The sequence below is a fragment of the Devosia rhizoryzae genome (assembly GCF_016698665.1).
In the GTDB taxonomy this organism is placed as follows: domain Bacteria; phylum Pseudomonadota; class Alphaproteobacteria; order Rhizobiales; family Devosiaceae; genus Devosia; species Devosia rhizoryzae.
The window spans coordinates 1874112-1893946 of sequence record NZ_CP068046.1 but is presented as its reverse complement, the minus strand read 5'-3'; the positions used below and the strand labels follow the sequence as shown (position 1 = coordinate 1893946).

The window sequence follows — 19835 nt, the reverse complement described above, 5'->3', positions numbered from 1 at the left end:
CATGAAAACCTTTACATCACAGGTCAGGGACGAAGAGCCGGGGTCAACGCGCCACGTCCGAGGGAGGGGTTTCGAACATGTTCATCGCCGAAGGCACAGCTGCGCCGTCGATCTTGTCGGCGAACCGCATTTCTAAATCCTTCGGCGAAATTCCGGTGCTGTTCAGCGTCGACTTCGACATCCGCGTTGGCGAGGTTCACGCCATCATCGGCGAGAATGGCGCAGGAAAATCCACTCTCATCAAGATTCTTTCGGGCATCGAGCAGCCGACCTCCGGCACCATCGTCTACGATGGCAAGGCCGTGACCCTGCCGCCCAATGGCGAAGCCGAAGCCATGGGCATCGTGCTGATCCACCAGGAACTGAATCTTGCCGAACACCTGACCGTAGCGGATTCGATTTTCCTCGGCCGCGAAATCAAGCGCTTTGGCTTCCTGGATCTCAAAGAAATGCGCCGGCGCGCCGCCGATATTCTTCAAACCCTGCATGTCAATGTCGATCCGGATGCCCGCATCTCGACGCTGTCGGTTGCCGACAAGCAGATGGTCGAAATTGCCAAAGCAATCAGCCGTGACGCCCGCGTCCTCATTATGGACGAGCCGACGGCCGTGCTCTCCGTCGGTGAAACCGAAACGCTGTTCGAGCAAATCCGCCGCCTGACCGCTCGCGGCGTCGCCGTCATCTTCATCTCGCATAAGCTCGACGAGATCATGGCCCTGGCCCAGCGCGTCACCGTGTTGCGCGACGGCCAGTTGATCGCCACCGTCGGCACGGAAAACCTCACGCCCGATTCCATCGCGCAGATGATGGTTGGCCGCGAACTCTCGAACCTCTTCCCGCCCAAGCACGAGCCCGATGTCGATGCGCCGGTCGTGCTGAGCGTTCGCGGACTCGTGGCGCCCGGCGTCAAAGACATCTCCTTCGACCTTCGCCGGGGCGAGATCCTGGGCTTTGCCGGCCTCATCGGCTCTGGCCGCACCGCCGTCGCCGAAGCTGTTGTCGGGCTGACTGCGAAGGCCGCCGGGGACGTAACGCTTAACGGCAAGCCTGCCAATTTTTCCGACGTTGCCAAGTCGGTCGATGCGGGCCTCGCCTACATGACCAAGGACCGCAAGGGCCGTGGTCTGCTGCTCAATGTCGGGCTGGAGCCGAACCTCACGCTTCTGACGCTCAAGAAGCACCTCAAGAACGGTTTCCTCGATAGCCGCAGCGAGGCTCAGGCGCTGGAACGCGCCACCCGCCGCTTCGATATCCGCGCCCGCGACACCTCGGTGCGCGTCGGCCAGCTGTCGGGCGGCAATCAGCAAAAGCTGATGCTGGGCAAGACCATGGAAACCGAGCCCGACATCATCATCATGGATGAACCGACGCGCGGCATCGATGTCGGTACCAAGCAGCAGATCTACCACATCGTCGCAGCGCTTGCGGCCGAGGGTAAATCGATCATCGTCATCTCCTCCGAGATGCAGGAAGTGATCGGCCTCGCCCATCGCGTGCTGGTGATGCGCAACGGGCGCCTCGCCGGCCAGCTTGAAGGCGCCGAGATCGTGGAAGCAGAAATCATGCGGTACGCCGCAGGCATTAAGCAGGATGGGGACAATGACAACCGTATCAGCGCCTGAGGCACAAAAGCCCAGCAAGGGCTTCCGCCTCGACCTCAAAACTCTCGGGCCCCTTGTCGCCCTGATCCTGCTCGTAATCCTGGGCTATTCGCTCAATCCGCTGTTTCTGGCCGAAGGCAACATCACCAACATTCTGACCCGCTCTGCCTTTATCGGCATCATCGCGGTCGGCGCCACCTTCGTCATCACCGCCGGCGGCATCGACCTTTCGGTCGGCTCAATGGCGGCCTTCATCGCCGGCGTCATGATCATCATCATGAACACCGCCGTAGACAGCATGGGCGCATCCATCTGGACAGTGCTTCTGGGCATCGGCTGCTCGCTGATCCTGGGCGTCGGTGCCGGCTTTATCAACGGCTTCCTGACCACCAAGGCCAAGATCGAGGCCTTCATCGTGACCCTTGGCACCATGGGCATCTACCGCTCGCTCGTGACCTATTTTGCCGATGGCGGCACGCTCTCGCTCGCCGGTGACGCGCGCGATATCTATCGCCCGGTCTACTACGACAGCTTCCTGCGCATTCCTTATCCGGTTTGGGTCTTCATCCTCGTCGCCATCATCGGCTGGGTCTTGATGAACCGCACCGCCTTCGGCCGCTACTGCATGGCTATCGGCTCGAACGAACACGTCGCCCGCTACTCGGCTATCAAGGTCGATCGCGTCAAGACTTGGACTTATATCCTTCAGGGCCTTTGCGTGTCGCTCGCTACCATCATCTATGTGCCGCGCCTGGGCTCCGCCTCTGCTGCGACCGGCGTGCTGTGGGAACTCGAAGCCATTGCCGCGGTGATCATCGGCGGCACCATGCTCAAAGGCGGCTTCGGCCGGGTCGGCGGCACCATTATCGGCGCGCTGATCCTCACCGCGATCGGAAATATTCTTAATCTCACCGAGATCATCTCCAACTACCTCAACGGGGCAGTGCAGGGCGTGATCATCGTTGCGGCGGTTTACCTGCAGCGCGGCTCCTTCCGAGCCGGCCGCAAGAAGGCAGCCGAATAAGTATTCCAGCCTGTTTGGGCAGGATAACCGGCGCCCGCAAAGCGCCAATTCACTAGGGAGGACTACAATGTCTTTGAAGGCAATTGCACTGGGCCTGTTGGCCACCAGCGCTCTCGTCGGCGGCGCCGTGGCGCAGGACGAGCAGATCACCATCGGCGTCTCCATTCCGGCCGCAACGCACGGCTTCATGGGTGGCCTCAACTGGCACGCTGCCGAAGCTGAAAAGCGCCTCGAAGCCGCTTACCCCAATATCGACCTCGTCATCGTGACCGCCGACGGTCCGGAAGACCAGGCTTCCGATCTCGAAGACCTCGTTTCCGTGCAGCAGATCGACGCCCTCGTCGTCCTGCCGTTCGAATCCGAGCCGCTGACCGAGCCGGTCCGCGCCGTTAAGGATTCGGGCGCCTTCATCACCGTCGTCGACCGCGGCCTCACCGATCCCTCCATTCAGGACGTCTATGTTTCGGGCAACAACACCGAAATGGGTGTCAACTCGGCCGAATACATGAAGACCCGTCTCAAGGAAGGCGACAACATCGTCATCCTGCGCGGCATTCCGACCGTTCTCGATACCGAACGCTTTGACGCCTTCATGGGCGCCATGGAAGGCACCGGCATCAACGTCCTCGACGATGAATTCGCCAACTGGAACCGCGATGACGGCTTCGAAGTGATGCAGGACTTCCTGTCGCGCTTCCCCGACATTGACGGCGTCTGGGCCCAGGACGATGACATCACCCTTGGCGTGGTCGAAGCCATCAAGCAGGCTGGCCGCGAGTCGGAAATGTTCGTCGTTGGCGGCGCTGGCATGAAGGAAATCATCAAGGGCGTGATGGATGGCGATGCGCTCGTCCCCGTCGACGTGCTTTATCCGCCTGCCCAGATCGCAACCGCCATGGACGTGACCGTTGCCCACTTCACCTCGAACGGCCCGGTCACCGGCTCTTACATCCTCGGTTCGCCGCTGATCACCCAGGAAAACGCGGAAGCCTACTACTTCCCCGACTCCCCGTTCTGACTTCGAGTCGTCCCTATGGGCTAATCGCTCCGGTGGAACGATTAGAGGCGAGAAGGCAATGAGAGCTGTGCTCGAATGGCTCCAACGGACAAACAGGAAGGGCGCCGAAAGGCGCCCTTTTTGTTGGTCACAATGTCGCAGGAACGTCGCCCGATCCAACGCATTTATAATCCGAGCTCCGGGCGACGCCCGCCTAAACCTTGGTGCCGCTGGAGCTCACCAAATCCTCGCATATTCGAGCTTCAAGCAGCCTCTGGCGTATACCCAGCCTCGCGGATAGCCATTTCACCCTTTGCCCGGTCGCCCTCAAAGCTCACCTTATGGCTGTCGAGATCGATTTCGACCTCGGCGCCGGGTAGCGCTTCTTCGAGCGCGCCGCGGACCGTGCCGACGCAGTGATTGCAGGTCATGTCGTTGACGAGGATCGTATGCTTCATTGTGGGTTTCCTTGTGCAAGATCTTCCAGGATTGGGCAGTCGGGCCGGTCGTCGCCGTGGCAGCAATGGACCAGATGTTTTAGCGTCAAGACCATGCCATTGAGCTCGGCAATCTTGGTTTCGAGCGCCACGATATGCTCCTTGGCAATGTCACGCACCTCGGCGCTGGCGCGCGATCTATCCTGCCAGAGACCTAGTAGGGTCGCCGTCTCTTCCACCGAAAAGCCTAGCGTCCGCGCCCGCTTGATGAAGCGCAATACATGCACTTCGTCTTCGCCATAGACCCGATAATTGCTGCCCGTGCGTGCTGGGGCGGTGATCAGGCCGATGCCTTCGTAATAGCGGATCATCTTGGCCGAGACGCCGGACCGCTCTGCAGCCTGCCCGATATTCATGGCGTTACTCCGCGCAAGCGTTGGGCATTGGCGATGACGAATACCGAGCTCAGAGCCATTGCTCCGGCGCCCAGCATCGGCGACAGCAAGATACCGAACGCAGGGTAGAGAGCACCAGCCGCGACCGGGATCAGCACCGCATTATAGACGAAGGCCCAGCCGAGATTTTCGTGGATGTTGCGCAACGTCGCCCGGCTGAGCGTAAGCGCCGTCGCGACCTTGCGCAGGTCGCCGTCAAGCAGCACCACATCGGCACTTTCGATTGCCGCATCTGTCCCAGAGCCCACCGCGATGCCGATATCGGCCTCGGCCAGGGCGGGCGCATCATTGATGCCGTCACCGACATAGGCGATCGTCCCGAACTGCTCGCGCAGCGCCTTGATCGCCGTGAGCTTCTCTGCCGGCAACACTTCGGCTTCGACGCGGTCGATGCCTAGCTGCCTGGCAATCGCTTCCGCCGTCTGCCGGTTGTCGCCCGAGATCATGGCCGTTTCGATTCCCAACGCATGAAGAGCAGCGATCACCGCCTTGCTGGTCGGCTTGACCTGATCGGCAACGACGATCGCTGCGGCCAGCTTGCCGTCTATGGCAGCGAAAACCGGCGTCTTGCCCTCGGCCGCCAGCCGGGCCGTGTTGAAATCGGCCAGCTCCTGCCCGGCAAACATCCGCTCGGAGCCGATTTCGACCTTGCGGCCACCCACCGTCGCCGACACCCCACGGCCCGGTTCGGAAGCAAAGCTTTCCACCTCCGGCAAAACCATCCCCGCCGTTTCGGCACCTGTAACAATAGCCAGGGCAATCGGGTGCTCGGAGCGCCTTTCGACCGCCGCAACCAAAGCCAGAACCTCGTCATGCTCGAAATCATCGTCCAGGATGAAGTCGGTCAGCGCCGGGCGGCCCTCGGTCAGCGTGCCGGTCTTGTCGAAGGCAACGACCTTTGCGTCGCGCAACAGCTGCAGCGCCTCGCCCTTGCGGAACAACACGCCCAGCTGCGCCGCACGGCCTGTGCCCACCATGATCGACATGGGCGTCGCCAGCCCCATGGCACAGGGACAAGCGATGATCAGCACGGCCACGGCATTGACCAGCGCGAACTGCGGTTCGAACACCAGCCAGGCTAGGGCGGTCAAAACCGCGAGCCCGATCACCACCGGCACGAACCACAGTGTGATACGGTCGACCACCGCCTGAATCGGGAGCTTGCCCGCTTGTGCGTCCTCGACCATGCGGATGATATGGGCCAGCATGGTGTCGCCACCCACCTTGGTGGCGCGAAAGCGGAAGCTGCCCGACGTGTTGAGCGTGCCGCCGATCACGGTTGCACCCGTAGACTTCGAGACGGGAAGAGGCTCGCCCGAGATCATCGACTCGTCGATATGGCTCGCCCCATCCACAATCTCGCCATCCACCGCGATCTTCTCGCCCGGCCGCACCACGATGATGTCGCCGACGCGCACGTCTTCTGCCGGCACGTCCATGGTCGCGCCGTGCCGCTCGACCCGCGCCGTCTTGGCCTGCTGCTGCACCAGCCGGCGAATAGCCTCCCCGGTCCGCCCCTTGGCCAAAGCCTCGAGCCAGCGCCCCACGAGGATCAGCGTCACGATCACGGCTGCAGCTTCAAAATACACAAAGCGCGTTTCCGCCGGCACCAGCTGCGGCGCAAAGGTGACGACGCTTGAATAGAGCCAGGCCGCTCCAGCGCCCAGCGCCACAAGCGAATTCATCTCCGGTGCGCCCCGCAGCAGGGCAGGGATGCCATGGCGGAAGAAACGCAATCCCGGCACGAACAAGACGAATGTGGCAAGCACGAAATAGATCGGCCAAAGCGCGTCCATGGAGACGACCGACATCAGCCACATGTGGAACGGCATATGGAGATGCCCCAGCATCTCGATCGCGAACAGCGGCACGGTGGGAATGGCCGCAATGATCACATCCCGCCGCAGCGCCGCTGCATCCTCGTCATGGTGGCTATGGTCCTGCGCCGGCGCATCTGCCTGCCGCAAGGCCCCCGAATAGCCCACCTTGCGCGCCGCCTCGAGCAGCGCTCCGCTGTCACCGCCAGCGATGGTGGCGCGTTCCGTCGCCAGGTTTACCGAAGCCGATTCGACGCCCGGCACTTTTAGCAGGGCGCGTTCCACCCGCGCCACGCAGGAGGCGCAGGTCATGCCGGAGATGTCGAGAGTTACTGGTTGCGGGACGTGCTGGTTCATCGGTTTCACCTCGTCCTCATCCATATAGACCTTCCCATTATGGTAAGGTCAAGGGCGCGGGCGCGAATTGCTGCGACCAGTTGGCACAGCGACATTCACGCGTCTTATAGTTGCGACGCGTGAGGATTATTTCGGCTCTGTCACCGGAGCCAAGATGATGCAGACGGTTCGCAAAGACATCCACAATTCAGACATTCCGCTGCTTTGCCAAAGTTGCGAAGCCCGGCATCAGGGCATCTGCGGCTCGCTTACGCCCGAGCAGCTCGTTGCCGTCTCCAAGTCCACTCGCCGCGTTCGCCGCGCTCCGGGCGAGGAACTGATGGCCGATGCTGAGCCGATCGCTTCCTTTGCCAATGTACTGCGCGGCGTGGTCAAGCTCACCAAGGTGCTCGAAGACGGGCGGCAGCAGGTTGTCGGTCTCCAATTTGCACCTGACCTCCTCGGCCGCCCCTTCGCAACCGAAAGCCGCGTCAGCGCCGAAGCGGCGTCGGAGGTCGACCTCTGCCTCATTCCCAAGTCTGTCCTCGAATCCATGCTGACCGAGAGCGCGCCTCTGGAGCGCCGCGTTATGCTGCAGGCATTGCGCGAACTCGATGAAGCGCGCGACTGGATGGTGACGCTGGGCCGTAAAAGCGCTGCCGAAAAGGTCGCGAGCTTCCTTTATCTCATCGCGACCCACATCGATCCGACGGACGAGGGCGAGGTCACGACCTTCGACCTGCCATTAAGCCGTGCCGATATCGGCGACTTTTTGGGCCTCACCATCGAGACCGTCAGCCGCCAGATGACCAGGCTCAAGGCCGATGGCGTCATCGAGATCCACAATTACCGCCATGTGACGGTCCCCGACCTCGCCCGCCTGCGCCTGCGCTGCGGTTAGCGCAGGCGACCGTCGCGCAACGTGTAAGTCTTGTCCACGGTGCCCTCGGGCAGGATAGCGTGGGTCACGAGCACCACGGTTCGTCCCAGGGTAGCCTCTGCCAACGTCTCGAAAAATGCCAGCTCCGTCTCACGATCCAGCGCGTCGGTCGGCTCGTCCAGCAACAGCACTGGCGCATCGGAGAGAAGCGCCCGCGCGAGGCACAGTCGACGTGCTTGCCCCGCTGACAGGGTGCGGCCCGCTTCGCCGATCAGAGTATCAAGCCCCCTGGGCAAGCTCGCAATATGCTCTTCCAGTTGCGCCTTCCCCAGCGCCACCCAGAGCTCTTCGTCGCTGGCATCGTCGCGCCCGATCAGCAGATTGTTGCGGACAGTGTCGATAAACACCGGACTATCCTGGCTGAGCAACGCCATATGGGCGTGCAGATCGGCCGTGGCAAACTTATTTATACTTGTCGCACCTAGCTTAACCTGCCCCTGACGCGGTTCGGCAAGCCGCAGCAGGAGCCGCAGGATAGTAGACTTTCCCGAGCCGCTCGGCCCGCTAATGGCGATCCGCTCGCCAGCTCCAATCGCGAGCGAGAAATCGTCGAGTACCGGAGGCAGCGAACCGTAGCCGAAGGTGACACAATCAAAGCCAATCGAGGCATCCGGAGCTATGACCTGGGGCTGCGTTGGTTCAGCGACAGCTGGCGGCAGCGCCGCCAAGGCTTGCAGCCGTTCCGCCGCAGCCATGGCACTGGTCGCCTTGCTGACGCTGCGCACGATCGTGCTGGTCACCTCAAAGCTCGCGAGCACGGCCAGCAGCAACCCCGCCATCACAGGCCCGTCCAGCCTTCCCGCGGCTACCGCATCCAGCCCGGCGAGCAGAGTGCCGACCAGCGCCAGCGCCGCCAGCACCTGGACGGCAAAGCCACCTGCGGTCGCCAGCCCGCCCAGCCGAAGCCGCTCCCCGCTTGCTGCGAGACCTGCCCCGGCGAAACGCCGCACTGCGGTTCCGAGCACGCCAAGCACGGTGAGATCGGCATGCCCCGCGACGCCATCCAAGACTTGCGCCCGCAATTCCGCATTGGCCTCGACACTCCGCCGTCCGGCACTGCGGCCAAGCACGACCATCAACGTGGGCACAACGAGGGCAGCCGCGGCGATGGCCAAGCCATAGGGCAGGGCGGCTCCCGGAAGCAGCCAGACCAGCACTGCAGTCATTCCGGCGCCGACAACCACAGCCGATACCAGCGGTCCCACCGCAACCAGGAAGGCCGTGTCCAGCGCGTCTACATCGGCCGTCAGCCGGCTGACGAGGTCGCCGTGGCGCAGCGAACGATCCGGGAGCGGCAGGCGCGGAAATAGCGCTGAAAATAACCAGCCGCGCAGATCGCTCAGCAACCGCAGCGTTGCATTATGACCGATCAGTCGTTCCCCGTAACGCGCGAGAATGCGCACGAAGGAGAAGGCCCGCACGCCCGCAGAAGGGACAAAGAGGTTGAAGGCCAGCCCAGCCGTGGTCAGTGCCGATGCGGTGATAAACCACCCGGACGTCCCCAGCAGTCCAACACCCGATACAATCGTGATCAGCGACAAAAGAAGCGCCAGCAGCAATGCCCCCAAGCGCCTCCTGAAGAGCGGCAGAAATGTTAGAAGCGCCCTCATGCTGCGCCCTTTCTCCGGCGAACCGGCATGTCGAGCAGCCCACCACCCGCAATGCGCCAGGCCTTGTCCATGCTTGCGGCCACGGCAAGCGAATGGGTGGCAATGATCAAGGTACGGCCCTGCGCGAAGGAAAGGATATTGACCATGACTTCAGCCTCCAGCGCTTGGTCGAGATGCGCAGTTGGCTCATCGAGGAGGATCAAGCCTGCCTCGCGCAGAAAGAGCCGCGCAACGGCAACCCGCTGCGCCTGTCCGCCGGACAGCCCCAGCCCATCCTCGCCGATGATGGTATCCAGCCCGTCCGGCAGCGCCGCGGCAAACGGCGCCACTGAGGCCTGCTCCGCTGCCCGCTGGATGTCCCGGCGCGAGGCACCGGGCCGTGCCAGCGCGATGTTGTCGGCAATGCTGCCATGGATCAGCCGTGGCTTCTGCGGCAACAGGAAGCTCCGGCCCCGCAGCTCCGCCTCCGGCCAATCCGAGATGGCGCGGCCATCCAGTTGCACGGACCCCTCCGCATCGCGCAGTTGCGCTAGAAGCTCGAGGAGGGTCGACTTGCCCGACCCACTCGCACCAAGCAGGGCCACATGCTGGCCGGGCTTAACGCTCAACGACAGATCCTGAAGCACAGCCCGCATCCGGTCGGGCGTCCGCAATGTCAGACCAACGAGCTCCACCCCGATTGGAGTGCCCGCTCGCGGTTCGATGTCGGCAAGCGGCGATGCGGCCTCCGGAAAATCGCCAAGCTGCGTCTCAATCTCCAGCAATGCCGCCTTCGCCGTCGCCCGGTCATGGTAATGGGCAGCCAGGAGCCTGAGCGGGTTGTAAACCTCCGGCGCCATCAGCAGCAGGAACATGCCGGTCGAAAGTGTCAGCGGCGTTGTCCGCAGGTGGAGATAGTCGATAAAGGTGAGGCCTACATAAAGTGCCACCCCGGCCACGCCCAACGCGGCAAAGAACTCGAGCACCGCTGAAGACAAAAAGGCTATCCGCAGCACCCGCAAGGTGCGTACCCGCAAGGCTTCGCTTGCCTGAACAATTCCAGCTGTTTCGACCTCGGCGCGCCCAAAGAGCTTGAGCGTCAGGATGCCCCGCAAGCGATCGGCAAAGCGGCCGGAAAGGTGGCTCAGCGCCTGTGCCTGCTGGTCGGTGGCAAGTTGCGCGCCCCAGCCCACCAGCGCCATAAAAATCGGAATCAACGGTGCGGTGACCAGAAACAGCACCCCTGCGACCCAGTCGAGCGGTAGGATGATCGCGCCGAACACCAGCGGCAAAAGTGCCGCCTGGATCGATGCCGGCAGGTAGCGCGCAAAGTAGCCATCGAGCGCCTCGACCTGGTCCACTATGGCACTGGCCGAAAGTCCCGAGGCCGGCGCATCCGCATCCCGCGGCGAACGCGCCAGCCGCTGCGTGAACAACACCTGCCGAAGCTGCTGCTTGATTGCCTCGGCACCGACCAGCCCTGCCTGTTCACCGATGGCACCGAGACCCGCCCGGACGATCAGCAGCCCTAAGATCAGCAACACCGACGGCATCAGCGCCTGGGGCGCCGCATGATTTTCGATCGCTTCACCCAGAATATGCGCCAGTGTCCAGGCCTGCCAGACCAGGAGCCCGCCTCCGATCAGCGGCAAGATCATGGCAAGCCACAAGGCAGCCCCGCCATGCCGTTGCAAGCGGTTCAGCGCCTTCCTCGATGTTTGGCTTCGGGCGGTCACGGGCGCTCCATTCAACTAACGCTTACCCTAGTCGGCTTAGGATGGACCCGCCTTGATCTGGATCAAGGTACGCTCCACCCGAGGAGCGTAGGGAAGGGCTATTGGCAGCCCCGATTCCGGCCGCCGCAACCATGGGGCATCCTAATGCCGATCGACAGTCTCGTTGTCGACCTTTCGCGATGGCAGTTTGCTGCCACCGCCATGTATCACTTCATTTTCGTGCCGCTGACTCTGGGCCTCTCCTTCATGATGGCCATTATGGAGAGCGTCTATGTGATGACCGGGCGTTCGGTGTGGCGCAAGGCGACCCTGTTCTGGGGCACGCTCTTCGGCATCAACTTCGCCATGGGCGTCGCCACCGGCATCGTCATGGAATTCCAGTTCGGCATGAACTGGAGCTATTACAGCCACTATGTCGGCGACGTCTTCGGTGCGCCTCTCGCTATCGAAGGGCTGATGGCCTTCTTCCTTGAAGCCACCTTTGTCGGCCTTTTCTTTTTCGGCTGGGACCGTCTGAGCAAAATCGGTCACCTGGTCGTCACCTGGCTCGTCGCTATCGGCGCAAACTTCTCCGCGCTTTGGATTCTGATCGCCAATGGCTGGATGCAGAACCCGGTCGGCGCCCGGTTCAATCCCGACACAATGCGCATGGAGATCACCGACTTCATCGCGGTGATCTTCAACCCCGTCGCGCAGGCCAAATTCGTCCATACCGTTAGCGCTGGCTATCTCTGCGGCGCCGTGTTCGTGCTGGCCATCTCGGCGCTCTACCTCGCCAAGGGCAAGCATATCGAACTTGCCAAGCGCTCGATGGTTGTGGCGGCCAGCTTCGGTCTGGCCTCCGCCCTGTCGGTCGTCGTCCTCGGCGACGAGAGCGGGTATGTCGCGACCGAGCATCAGAAGATGAAGGTCGCCGCCATCGAGGCAAGCTTCCACACCGAACCGGCACCGGCTCCCTGGACCGTGCTGGCCATCCCCGGCGCAGATGGCACGCCGATCTGGCAATTGCAGGTCCCGTGGCTGGGTGGTCTGATCACCACGCGCTCGCTTACCGAAGAACTCGACGGCATCAACGAATTGGTGGCTCGCGCCGATGAGCGTATCCGCTCCGGTCTTGTTGCATACCAGGCGCTCGAAGAGATACGCGCCGACGGCAATGCCGAAGCACGCGCCGTTTTCGAACAAACCTGGCCCGACCTTGGCTATGCACTCCTGCTCAAGCGCTATCGTGCAGATGTCGAGAACGCCACGGATGCGGAGATCGCCCAGGCTGCCGCCGACACGGTGCCCAGCGTCTGGCCCCTGTTCTGGACCTTCCGCATCATGATGGGCCTGGGCTTCTTCTTCATCGCCTTCTTCGGGGTCTGGTTCTACCGGGCATCGCGCGGCTGGATCGAGACGAACCGCCAGTTCCTCTGGTTCAGCGTCTTCACCCTGCCGCTGCCTTGGATCGCCATCGAGTCGGGCTGGTTCATCGCCGAGTTCGGCCGCCAGCCCTGGGTAGTGGAAGGCGTCTTGCCCACCTTCTACGCCGCGTCGGGCCTCACGGTGCTCGACCTCGTCCTGTCGCTGAGCTTCTTCGTGCTGCTCTACACGGCCCTGCTCATCGTCATGGTTTTCCTGATGATCCGCACCGTCAAGGCGGGCCCCAAGGACAAGTTCCTGGCGGCTGACGATGAAGACGATTTCGTTATCGCAGCCCTGCCGAAAACCCCCGTCACCCAGGAGCTCGGATCGTGAGCAGCATTCCCCTCGATTACCAAACCCTGCGGCTGATCTGGTGGCTGCTGCTGGGCGTGCTCTTGATAGGCTTTGCCATTATGGGTGGCCGCGATCTGGGCGTTGGTGCGCTTCTGCCCTTCGCTGCCCGCACCGACGATGAGCGGCGTATTTTGCTCAACCTCGTGGGCCCAACCTGGGAAGGCAACCAGGTCTGGCTGATCCTGGGCGGTGGCGCGATCTTTGCGGCCTTTCCGCCGCTTTATGCGGTGAGCTTTTCAGGCTTCTACCTCGCCATGCTGGTGATCCTCCTGGCGCTGATCCTGCGGCCTGTCGGCTTCAAATTCCGCGGGAAAGTGGAAGACAGGCGCTGGCGCTCGGTCTGGGACTGGAGCCTCTTCATTGGCGGTGTCGTCCCGTCACTGATCATGGGCGTGGCCGTCGGCAATGTGCTCCTCGGCGCGCCCTTCAACCTCGATGACACCATGCGCATCTTCTACACCGGCAACTTCTTGGGCCTCCTGATGCCTTTTGCGCTTCTGGCAGGGCTGGTCAGCGTCGGCATGATCGTGGTGCAGGGCGCCGCAGTGATCTCCGGGCGCACCGAAGGCGCCATGGCCGAACGCGCCCGAACCTATGGCGTTCTTGCCGCGCTCGTCACCGCTGCCTTGTTCGCGCTTGCCGGCTTCTGGCTTGGCTTCCTTCCTGGCCACGTCGTCACCAGCGTCATCGACCCCAATAGCCCAATCAATCCCCTATCCAAGACCGTTGAACTGGTCACCGGCGGCTGGCTCAACAATTACCGGCTTTATCCCTGGATGCTCTCGGCACCTATAATTGCCTTTGCCGGCCTCGCCGTGGCGGCCATTGCACTCCGCGGCCGAGCCCGGACCCTCGCTCTGCTCGGGTCGAGCACGGCGATCTTCGGCATCATCTCGACGGCGGGCTTGTCGCTCTTCCCGTTCTTCCTGCCGTCGGCCACGCAGCCCGATTCCGGTCTTACCCTGTGGGACGCCTCGTCGAGCCATCTCACGCTTTTCATCATGCTGCTGATGACCTTGCTCTTCCTGCCCATCATCATTCTCTACACCGGCTTCGTGTTCCGGGTGATGCGCGGCACGGTGTCGACAGACAGCCTCAGCAAGAATCCCAACGCCTATTAGGAGATCTAAGATGTGGTATTTTTCCTGGATCCTTGGCCTTGGCCTCGCCTGTGCCTTCGGCATCCTCAACGCCATGTGGTTCGAGCTGCGCGAAGATCGCCGCATTGCGCGAACAAAAGGCGAGAAGGTGCATGCTGACGCATAGCTCCTGACCAGATGGTCAAAAATGGGAAAGCCCGCGTGCGCCATCCAGCATGCGGGCTTCTTCATTTCCAAACAGGGCTTTAGCCGGTTAACCTTGCTTAACACTTCGTTGCGGCTAAAGCGGCAGATGAACCCTTCATGAACTGACGTGCCTCTTTCGTTTGCACAACGTGCATAACGGATGTGCAGCAAGGCCAACTACTAATCACGACCTCACGGGTCTACATAGAGGCCATCGAACGAAGGGGAACCGAAATGAACATCACCAAGAAGCTTGCCGACTTTGCCCGTTACCAGCGCACCATCCGCGAACTCAACTCGCTCGATGCACGCCAGCTGAACGATCTCGGCATCACCAAGGGCGACATCAAGAACATCGCTCGCGGCACCTACGCAGCCTAAGTTCTCTGCATCGCTAAGTGTCCGATGAAGGCGTCCACCAGGGCGCCTTTCATCGTTTGAGCCCGCTCTTAGCGCACCACATCAGCGGTCTTGCAGTTCAGCACCGCTACAAGGTCCGCAGGCGCGATCCGGATCTGCAATCCGCGCTGTCCGCCATTGAGATAAATCTCGTCGTAAAGCATCGCCAGCTCGTCGAGCACTATGGGCACCAACTTGCGCTGCCCAAGCGGCGAGATGCCGCCGACCTTGTAGCCCGTAAGGCGCTCTGCATCCGCCGGTTTCATCATCTGCGCCGACTTGCCACCCAGCGCTGCCGCGAGCTTTTTCATGTTGACCTCCTCATCGGAAGGCACAATGGCGCAGACCGGCTTGCCATCGAGCTCGGCCATCAGCGTCTTGAACACCTCAGACGGCGAAACCCCCATCGCCTCGGCCGCCTGCAACCCCACGCGTTCCGCATTGGGGTCGTACTCATAGGACGCAAGAGTGAAGGCGATGCCGGCCTTAGCCAGAACAAGGGTCGCGGGCGTGGTCTTGGACATGACGCTGTTTTAGGCCAAGTCCGCTAAAGCTCAAGCACTACCGTTCAAGGTCGAACCGTCGCGCCCAGCGCGGATCGTCGGCCGGGTTTTCGTAATCATCGGCGCCGATGTCCCGGCGCAAATGGCTGGGCAGGCGGAGCAGGTTGAGCCGGCGCCGGCGCTCCAGTCCTTCGGGATCTCCAAGGGCAGGCAGGGGCAGCAAAAAGGCGAGAAAACTGGGCAAGGTGAACATGACGAGCATTCACTGGCCTTATGGTCAGTGCTCCAAGCTGGTTGACTTGAGCCTCATCATGCCGCTGCATGCTTATGCATTCCAACTAAACGTCGAGAGGGGTGCATAAGGAGAGTTTATGCATGACGCTGCCACCGCTGGCTGCCATCAGGGCCTTCGAAGCCGTTGCCCGCCACCTCAACTTCACCCGTGCGGCAGAAGAGCTGGGCATGACTCAGGCCGCGGTCAGCTACCAGATCCGCCTGCTTGAAGAGCGCGTCGGCACGCCCCTTTTCCTGCGCAAGCCGCGCCAGGTGGAACTGACTGAAGCCGGAATCCGGCTCGCTCCCGAAGTGGCGCAAGCCTTCGATCTCTTGCGCAGTGGTTTCGCCCGCTCGCGCGGCCAGATCGACGGCATGCTGGCACTGAGCAGCGTTCCCACCTTTGCCAGCCAGTGGCTCGCGCCCAATATCGGCCTCTTCCAGCTGTCGCATCCCGACATCGCGGTGCGCGTCGAAAGTTCAGGGCACCTGGTCGACTTCGCTGCCGAAGAGTTCGACGCCGTCATTCGCGCCACCAGCCGGGAAGTCGAGGGCCTGGTTTACCACCGGCTGCTCAACGCCGAATTTGCCCCGATGATCAGCCCTAAACTCATGGAAGAGTACCAGATCCGCGAACCACGCGACCTGTTGCGCGTGCCGCAGATCACGCCCGACGATCCCTGGTTCATCAAGTGGCTTGAACTGAGCGGCATCGCGCCGCCGAAATTCGACGACCGGCCGTTCAGCCGCCTGGAGTCCCAATATATGGAGGCGGCCGCCGTTGCCGCAGGCCGCGGGTTTGCGATGATGACGCCCGCCTTCTACCCGGAAGAAATGGCGTCGGGCCGGCTGGTGCAGCCCTTCGAGACCGTCGGATGGAACGGCCACGCTTATTACCTGGTCTATCCGGAGTCGCGCCGCAATCAGCCCAAGATCAAGGCATTCCGCGACTGGATTGTCGAGGCGACAGCCCCGCTGCGACTGTCGCAGCGAGGCAAGGCGATCGACTAATTAGACGATGCCACCCGAACCACCTTCGACTTCAGGACGGATCTCGGCGACCTTGGCCCGGTAACCCGATGCCCGATAGGCCGCCAGCGGATCGATAGCGCCACCTTGGTCGAGCCGCGCCATGGCAAGGATCGGCTCGACATCGGTGCGGAAGGCCAGCCGCAGTGCCTGGGTCGCGGCGAGCGCATCATTGGCTTCCTGAGCAGCCTTGAGCCCAGCACGATCCACCAGCAGAGCTTGCGCATAGGAACGCTGCACATCGGACGCCGACAACATCAGCGACTCGATCGGGTCGGTGACGTTGTGCGACTGGTCAAGCATATGGGCCGGGTGGAAGTCCGCGTTACGCGTTTCGATGTCCACCAACTCGTTGAACACCAGAAACAGGCGATAGGGATCGATCGAACCGGCATCCAGGTCGTCGTCGCCATACTTAGAGTCGTTAAAGTGGAAGCCGCCGAGCTTGTCGAACTGTGCCAGGCGGGAGACGATCATTTCAATGTTTACGTTCGGGGCGTGGTGGCCGAGGTCGACGAGGCAGAAGGCCTTATCGCCCAGTTCTTTGGCGATGATGTAGTTCGTGCCCCAATCCTGCACGACCGTCGAATAGAAAGCCGGCTCGTACATCTTGTGTTCGGTATAAACGCGCCAGTCGTCGGGCAGGGCGGCGTAGATGGCCTTGGCCGAGTCGAGATAGTTGGCGAACTGGTCGGCGAAATTGACCTGGCCGGGGAAGTTCGAACCGTCGCCGATCCAGATGGTCAGGGCCTTCGAGCCGATCGTCTTGCCGATCTCGATGCATTCCAGATTATGCTCGATCGCCTGGTCGCGGGTCGCCTTGTCATAGGCCGAGAGCGAGCCGAACTTGTAGCTCTGCATCTGCCCCTTGGCGTCCGCAAACGTATTCGAGTTCATGGCATCGAAGCCCAGGTTGAAGCGGCTCGCTGCCTGCTTCAACCGGTTCGGATCGGCCTTGTCCCATGGAATGTGGAGCGAGATGGTTTTGGTCGCCTGCGTCAGCTGGGCAATGACGGCGCAATCTTCGATCTTGTCGAAGATGTCGCGCGGCTCGCCGGCGCCCGGGAACTTGGCAAAGCGCGTCCCACCGGTGCCGACGCCCCAGGATGGGACGGCCACAGAGAATTTTGCGACTTTGGCTTTGATCGCATCGATGGCGATGCCACGGCGGTCAAGGCGCTCGCCCAGGGTTTCATAGTCCCGACGGAGGTCGGCCTCGCGCTTGGCGTTTTCCGCTTCGACGATGGAAGCTTCGATGATGTGTTCGGTCATTTTTCTCTCCCGACCTCCTCCGCCCGCCAGCCCCTCACCCTAACCCTCTCCCCGGAAGGGCGAGGGGACGATGGGGGCACTTGCAGTGCAGGAGCCGACACAGTTGTAACGGCTCCTGCGTCCCCTCGCCCCTATGGGGAGAGGGTCAGGGTGAGGGGTCTATCTTACCTTACCGCGGAAATGACTGGGCATTGCCCGCGTCGACATTGAGAATGTTGCCGGTGGACTTGGCCGAAGCCTCCGACGCGAAAAAGTAGATGGCTTCGGCAATGTCCTCGGGGAACACGCTTCGCTTCAGCATCGAGCGCTGGCGATACATTTCCTCAAGGCCGTCCTTGTCGGTCTTGTAGGTCGAAGCGCGCTGCTCAAGCCATTCCCCGGCCCAGATCTTCGAACCCCGCAACACGGCGTCCGGATTGACAACGTTGACGCGGATCTGTGCTTCGGCGCCTTCGAGCGCGAGGCAGCGGGCGAGATGGATTTCGGCCGCCTTGGCGGTGCAGTAGGCGGCAGCGTTGGGCGAAGCGGCGAGACCGTTCTTGGAGGCAACGAACACGACGTTGCCGCCAATCTTCTGGCTGCGGAACAGCCGGAAAGCCTCGCGCGAGACGAGGAAATAGCCCGTGGACAGGATGTCCATGTTCTTGTTCCAAAGCTCGAGCGTCGTCTCCTCTATCGGGGCCGAGGAAGCGAGGCCAGCGTTCGACACGAGAATGTCGAGCCCGCCGAATTCGACCACGGCATGGGCGAAGCCGGCAGTAACCTGCTCTTCTTTGGTGACGTTGATGTTGACCGGACGGACGAAATCAGCGCCAAAGATGCCGGAAAGTTCGGCCGTGGCGCCATCGAGCGCCGTCTGGTCGATATCGGCGAGCACGACGCAAGCGCCTTCGCGGAGGAGGCGGGCGGCCGTCGCCTTGCCGATGCCGCCGGCGCCGCCGGTGACGAGGGCGATCTTGCCAGCGAGCGACTTTGGCTTGGGCATGCGCTGCAGCTTGGCTTCTTCAAGCAGCCAATATTCGATGTCGAAGGCTTCCTGTTCAGGCAGGCCCTGATATTCCGACACGGTCGAAGCGCCGCGCATCACGTTGATCGCGTTGACATAGAACTCGCCGGAAATGCGGGCGGTGGCCTTATCCTTCGCAAAGGTGATCATGCCGACGCCGGGGATCAGGTAGACCACGGCGTTGGGATCGCGGATGGCAGGCGAATTAGAGTGCTTGGAGCGCTCGTAATAGGCGGCGTAGTCGGCACGATAGTCGGCGATCTGCTTGTCCAGCCCGGCGATGACGCCCTCGACGTCCGGATTGGCCGGATCGAAATCGATGACCAGCGGACGGATCTTGGTGCGCAGGAAGTGGTCGGGGCAGGAGGTGCCCAGCGCCGCCAGCGGCCGCAGGTTATTGGAATTGACGAATTCAAGCACCGCGTCGCTGTCGTCGAAATGGCCCAGCTTGTGCGAGTCCTCGGAAATGAAGCCGCGGATTTTTGGCATCAGCTTGGCGGCAACGGCGCGGCGCTCCTCCGCAGGCAGTGATTGCTTCGCGGCGCCACCGAAGATGGTCTTGCCCTCGGTTTCCCGCTCGAACCACTCGATCGCCTGGTTGATGATGCCGATCGTGGTCTCGTAGCATTCCTTGGGCGTGTCACCCCAGGTGAAGAGGCCATGCGACTCAAGGATCAGCCCCTTAGAGGTCGGGTTCTCCTCGCAATACTTGCCGAGCCACAGGCCCAGTTCGAAGCCCGGCTTCTTCCACGGCAACCAGCCGATAGTGTCGCCGAAAATCTGCTGCGTGAGTTCGCGGGAATTCTCTGAGGCCGCAATAGCAATGATCGCATCGGGGTGCATGTGGTCGACGAACGGATGGTTCACATAGGCATGGAGCGGGGTGTCGATCGAGGCGGCGCGCGGGTTGAGGTTGAAGGTGGCGTGGGGCAGGTAGCCCACCATCTCGTCTTCGAACTCGACGCCGCGATAAAGACCCTTCAGCGCCCGCAGCTTGTCCATGTAGAGCGTCGCAAAGCCATCGAGCTTGATCGAGGCGCTGTCGCCGCCCGAACCCTTGACCCAGAGGACTTCGACCATTTCGCCCGTCAGCGGGTCCTTCTGCATGATCTTGGAGGAGGTGTTGCCGCCACCGTAATTGGTGACGCGCTTGTCCGAGCCTAGAAGGTTCGAGCGATAAACCAGCCGTTCCGGCTCGCTCATACCCGCCGCGACGGCATCGTCCCATTTGTTTTCGAGGCGCTTGGGCGCGGTGGACATGGCATTCCTCCCAGATCGGCAACAGTCAGTTGCGCGGAGATGGGCACGACGACACGCAACGTGTCAATCAGAAACAATCACTCTCCGTCACCCATGCGCGAAAATGATCGAAAA

At 62.0% G+C, this 19835-nt stretch carries 18 protein-coding genes; 9 read left to right on the top strand and 9 right to left on the bottom strand.

The window, feature by feature from the left end; genetic code table 11:
* The first annotated feature begins 77 nt into the window (after nucleotides 1-77).
* The 3 genes from JI748_RS09400 to JI748_RS09390 all read left to right on the top strand — a co-directional run bounded on the left by JI748_RS09400 (nucleotide 78) and on the right by JI748_RS09390 (nucleotide 3643).
* A complete protein-coding gene (locus tag JI748_RS09400) occupies nucleotides 78-1622 on the top strand; it encodes a sugar ABC transporter ATP-binding protein (protein WP_201629854.1) in 1545 nt (514 codons plus the stop codon).
* Complete coding sequence (locus JI748_RS09395) at nucleotides 1600-2625, top strand: ABC transporter permease (protein ID WP_201629853.1); 1026 nt, start codon at nucleotides 1600-1602, stop codon at nucleotides 2623-2625. The genes JI748_RS09400 and JI748_RS09395 overlap by 23 nt, the downstream gene beginning before the upstream one ends.
* 67 nt (nucleotides 2626-2692) lie before the next feature.
* Nucleotides 2693-3643 carry a substrate-binding domain-containing protein gene (locus JI748_RS09390; RefSeq protein ID WP_201629852.1) on the top strand — a complete coding sequence of 317 codons (951 nt, stop codon included), beginning with the start codon at nucleotides 2693-2695 and terminating at the stop codon, nucleotides 3641-3643.
* 242 nt (nucleotides 3644-3885) lie between these two features.
* Here the strand turns inward: JI748_RS09390 and JI748_RS09385 are convergent, their stop codons facing one another.
* Genes JI748_RS09385 through JI748_RS09375 form a run of 3 tightly spaced genes read right to left on the bottom strand, consistent with a single transcriptional unit; the run spans nucleotide 3886 to nucleotide 6688 of the window.
* Nucleotides 3886-4080 (bottom strand): heavy-metal-associated domain-containing protein, encoded by a 195-nt coding sequence (locus JI748_RS09385; protein WP_201629851.1) that lies wholly within the window; start codon nucleotides 4078-4080, stop codon nucleotides 3886-3888.
* Complete coding sequence (gene cueR, locus JI748_RS09380; protein WP_201629849.1) at nucleotides 4077-4475, bottom strand: Cu(I)-responsive transcriptional regulator; 399 nt, start codon at nucleotides 4473-4475, stop codon at nucleotides 4077-4079. The genes JI748_RS09385 and cueR overlap by 4 nt, the downstream gene beginning before the upstream one ends.
* The gene (locus JI748_RS09375) at nucleotides 4472-6688 is read right to left on the bottom strand and encodes a heavy metal translocating P-type ATPase (protein WP_201629847.1); all 2217 of its coding nucleotides are present in this window, start codon (nucleotides 6686-6688) and stop codon (nucleotides 4472-4474) included. The genes cueR and JI748_RS09375 overlap by 4 nt, the downstream gene beginning before the upstream one ends.
* Nucleotides 6689-6845: 157 nt before the next feature.
* Between JI748_RS09375 and JI748_RS09370 the strand changes: the two genes are divergently transcribed.
* Complete coding sequence (locus JI748_RS09370) at nucleotides 6846-7568, top strand: Crp/Fnr family transcriptional regulator (RefSeq protein ID WP_201637195.1); 723 nt, start codon at nucleotides 6846-6848, stop codon at nucleotides 7566-7568.
* On the opposite strand, the gene cydC is transcribed toward JI748_RS09370, so the two are convergent.
* Nucleotides 7565-9217: a thiol reductant ABC exporter subunit CydC gene (gene cydC, locus JI748_RS09365; RefSeq protein WP_201629846.1), complete on the bottom strand. Its 1653-nt coding sequence runs from the start codon at nucleotides 9215-9217 to the stop codon at nucleotides 7565-7567. The two genes, JI748_RS09370 and cydC, sit on opposite strands and share 4 nt — an antisense overlap.
* The gene (cydD, locus tag JI748_RS09360) at nucleotides 9214-10932 is read right to left on the bottom strand and encodes a thiol reductant ABC exporter subunit CydD (RefSeq protein ID WP_233280476.1); all 1719 of its coding nucleotides are present in this window, start codon (nucleotides 10930-10932) and stop codon (nucleotides 9214-9216) included. The genes cydC and cydD overlap by 4 nt, the downstream gene beginning before the upstream one ends.
* Before the next feature lie 144 nt (nucleotides 10933-11076).
* Here cydD and JI748_RS09355 point away from each other — a divergent pair, with 144 nt between their 5' ends.
* The 4 genes from JI748_RS09355 to JI748_RS09340 all read left to right on the top strand — a co-directional run bounded on the left by JI748_RS09355 (nucleotide 11077) and on the right by JI748_RS09340 (nucleotide 14360).
* Nucleotides 11077-12672, top strand: a complete 1596-nt coding sequence (locus JI748_RS09355; RefSeq protein WP_201629843.1) for a cytochrome ubiquinol oxidase subunit I — start codon at nucleotides 11077-11079, stop codon at nucleotides 12670-12672.
* Nucleotides 12669-13814, top strand: a complete 1146-nt coding sequence (gene cydB, locus JI748_RS09350; protein ID WP_201629839.1) for a cytochrome d ubiquinol oxidase subunit II — start codon at nucleotides 12669-12671, stop codon at nucleotides 13812-13814. Before JI748_RS09355 ends, cydB begins: the two co-directional genes overlap by 4 nt.
* Before the next feature lie 10 nt (nucleotides 13815-13824).
* Nucleotides 13825-13959 (top strand): cytochrome bd-I oxidase subunit CydX, encoded by a 135-nt coding sequence (gene cydX, locus JI748_RS09345; RefSeq protein ID WP_201629836.1) that lies wholly within the window; start codon nucleotides 13825-13827, stop codon nucleotides 13957-13959.
* Nucleotides 13960-14213: 254 nt separating this feature from the next.
* The gene (locus JI748_RS09340; RefSeq protein WP_201629835.1) at nucleotides 14214-14360 is read left to right on the top strand and encodes a DUF1127 domain-containing protein; all 147 of its coding nucleotides are present in this window, start codon (nucleotides 14214-14216) and stop codon (nucleotides 14358-14360) included.
* Nucleotides 14361-14428: 68 nt separating this feature from the next.
* Here the strand turns inward: JI748_RS09340 and ybaK are convergent, their stop codons facing one another.
* Both ybaK and JI748_RS09330 read right to left on the bottom strand, forming a co-directional pair.
* On the bottom strand, nucleotides 14429-14902 hold the full coding sequence (ybaK, locus tag JI748_RS09335; RefSeq protein ID WP_201629834.1) for a Cys-tRNA(Pro) deacylase: 474 nt from the start codon (nucleotides 14900-14902) through the stop codon (nucleotides 14429-14431).
* 37 nt (nucleotides 14903-14939) lie between these two features.
* The gene (locus JI748_RS09330; RefSeq protein WP_201629826.1) at nucleotides 14940-15134 is read right to left on the bottom strand and encodes a hypothetical protein; all 195 of its coding nucleotides are present in this window, start codon (nucleotides 15132-15134) and stop codon (nucleotides 14940-14942) included.
* Nucleotides 15135-15256: 122 nt separating this feature from the next.
* Here JI748_RS09330 and JI748_RS09325 point away from each other — a divergent pair, with 122 nt between their 5' ends.
* A complete protein-coding gene (locus JI748_RS09325; protein ID WP_201629825.1) occupies nucleotides 15257-16165 on the top strand; it encodes a LysR substrate-binding domain-containing protein in 909 nt (302 codons plus the stop codon).
* On the opposite strand, the gene rhaI is transcribed toward JI748_RS09325, so the two are convergent.
* Both rhaI and JI748_RS09315 read right to left on the bottom strand, forming a co-directional pair.
* On the bottom strand, nucleotides 16166-17455 hold the full coding sequence (gene rhaI, locus JI748_RS09320) for an L-rhamnose catabolism isomerase (protein WP_201629824.1): 1290 nt from the start codon (nucleotides 17453-17455) through the stop codon (nucleotides 16166-16168). It abuts the gene before it with no gap.
* A gap of 169 nt (nucleotides 17456-17624) precedes the next feature.
* Nucleotides 17625-19721: a bifunctional rhamnulose-1-phosphate aldolase/short-chain dehydrogenase gene (locus JI748_RS09315; protein ID WP_201629823.1), complete on the bottom strand. Its 2097-nt coding sequence runs from the start codon at nucleotides 19719-19721 to the stop codon at nucleotides 17625-17627.
* Nucleotides 19722-19835 lie beyond the last annotated feature (114 nt).

Excerpts from the sequence above, each read along its gene's own strand:
- rhaI (WP_201629824.1), bottom strand. The coding sequence starts at position 17,455 with ATGACCGAACACATCATCGAAGCTTCCATCGTCGAAGCGGAAAACGCC.
- JI748_RS09385 (WP_201629851.1), bottom strand. The coding sequence starts at position 4,080 with ATGAAGCATACGATCCTCGTCAACGACATGACCTGCAATCACTGCGTC.
- JI748_RS09390 (WP_201629852.1), top strand. The coding sequence starts at position 2,693 with ATGTCTTTGAAGGCAATTGCACTGGGCCTGTTGGCCACCAGCGCTCTC.
- JI748_RS09400 (WP_201629854.1), top strand. The coding sequence starts at position 78 with ATGTTCATCGCCGAAGGCACAGCTGCGCCGTCGATCTTGTCGGCGAAC.
- cydX (WP_201629836.1), top strand. The coding sequence starts at position 13,825 with ATGTGGTATTTTTCCTGGATCCTTGGCCTTGGCCTCGCCTGTGCCTTC.
- JI748_RS09330 (WP_201629826.1), bottom strand. The coding sequence starts at position 15,134 with ATGTTCACCTTGCCCAGTTTTCTCGCCTTTTTGCTGCCCCTGCCTGCC.
- JI748_RS09370 (WP_201637195.1), top strand. The coding sequence starts at position 6,846 with ATGCAGACGGTTCGCAAAGACATCCACAATTCAGACATTCCGCTGCTT.
- JI748_RS09325 (WP_201629825.1), top strand. The coding sequence starts at position 15,257 with ATGACGCTGCCACCGCTGGCTGCCATCAGGGCCTTCGAAGCCGTTGCC.
- cueR (WP_201629849.1), bottom strand. The coding sequence starts at position 4,475 with ATGAATATCGGGCAGGCTGCAGAGCGGTCCGGCGTCTCGGCCAAGATG.
- JI748_RS09340 (WP_201629835.1), top strand. The coding sequence starts at position 14,214 with ATGAACATCACCAAGAAGCTTGCCGACTTTGCCCGTTACCAGCGCACC.
- JI748_RS09355 (WP_201629843.1), top strand. The coding sequence starts at position 11,077 with ATGCCGATCGACAGTCTCGTTGTCGACCTTTCGCGATGGCAGTTTGCT.
- ybaK (WP_201629834.1), bottom strand. The coding sequence starts at position 14,902 with ATGTCCAAGACCACGCCCGCGACCCTTGTTCTGGCTAAGGCCGGCATC.
- JI748_RS09375 (WP_201629847.1), bottom strand. The coding sequence starts at position 6,688 with ATGAACCAGCACGTCCCGCAACCAGTAACTCTCGACATCTCCGGCATG.
- cydC (WP_201629846.1), bottom strand. The coding sequence starts at position 9,217 with ATGAGGGCGCTTCTAACATTTCTGCCGCTCTTCAGGAGGCGCTTGGGG.
- JI748_RS09315 (WP_201629823.1), bottom strand. The coding sequence starts at position 19,721 with ATGTCCACCGCGCCCAAGCGCCTCGAAAACAAATGGGACGATGCCGTC.
- JI748_RS09395 (WP_201629853.1), top strand. The coding sequence starts at position 1,600 with ATGACAACCGTATCAGCGCCTGAGGCACAAAAGCCCAGCAAGGGCTTC.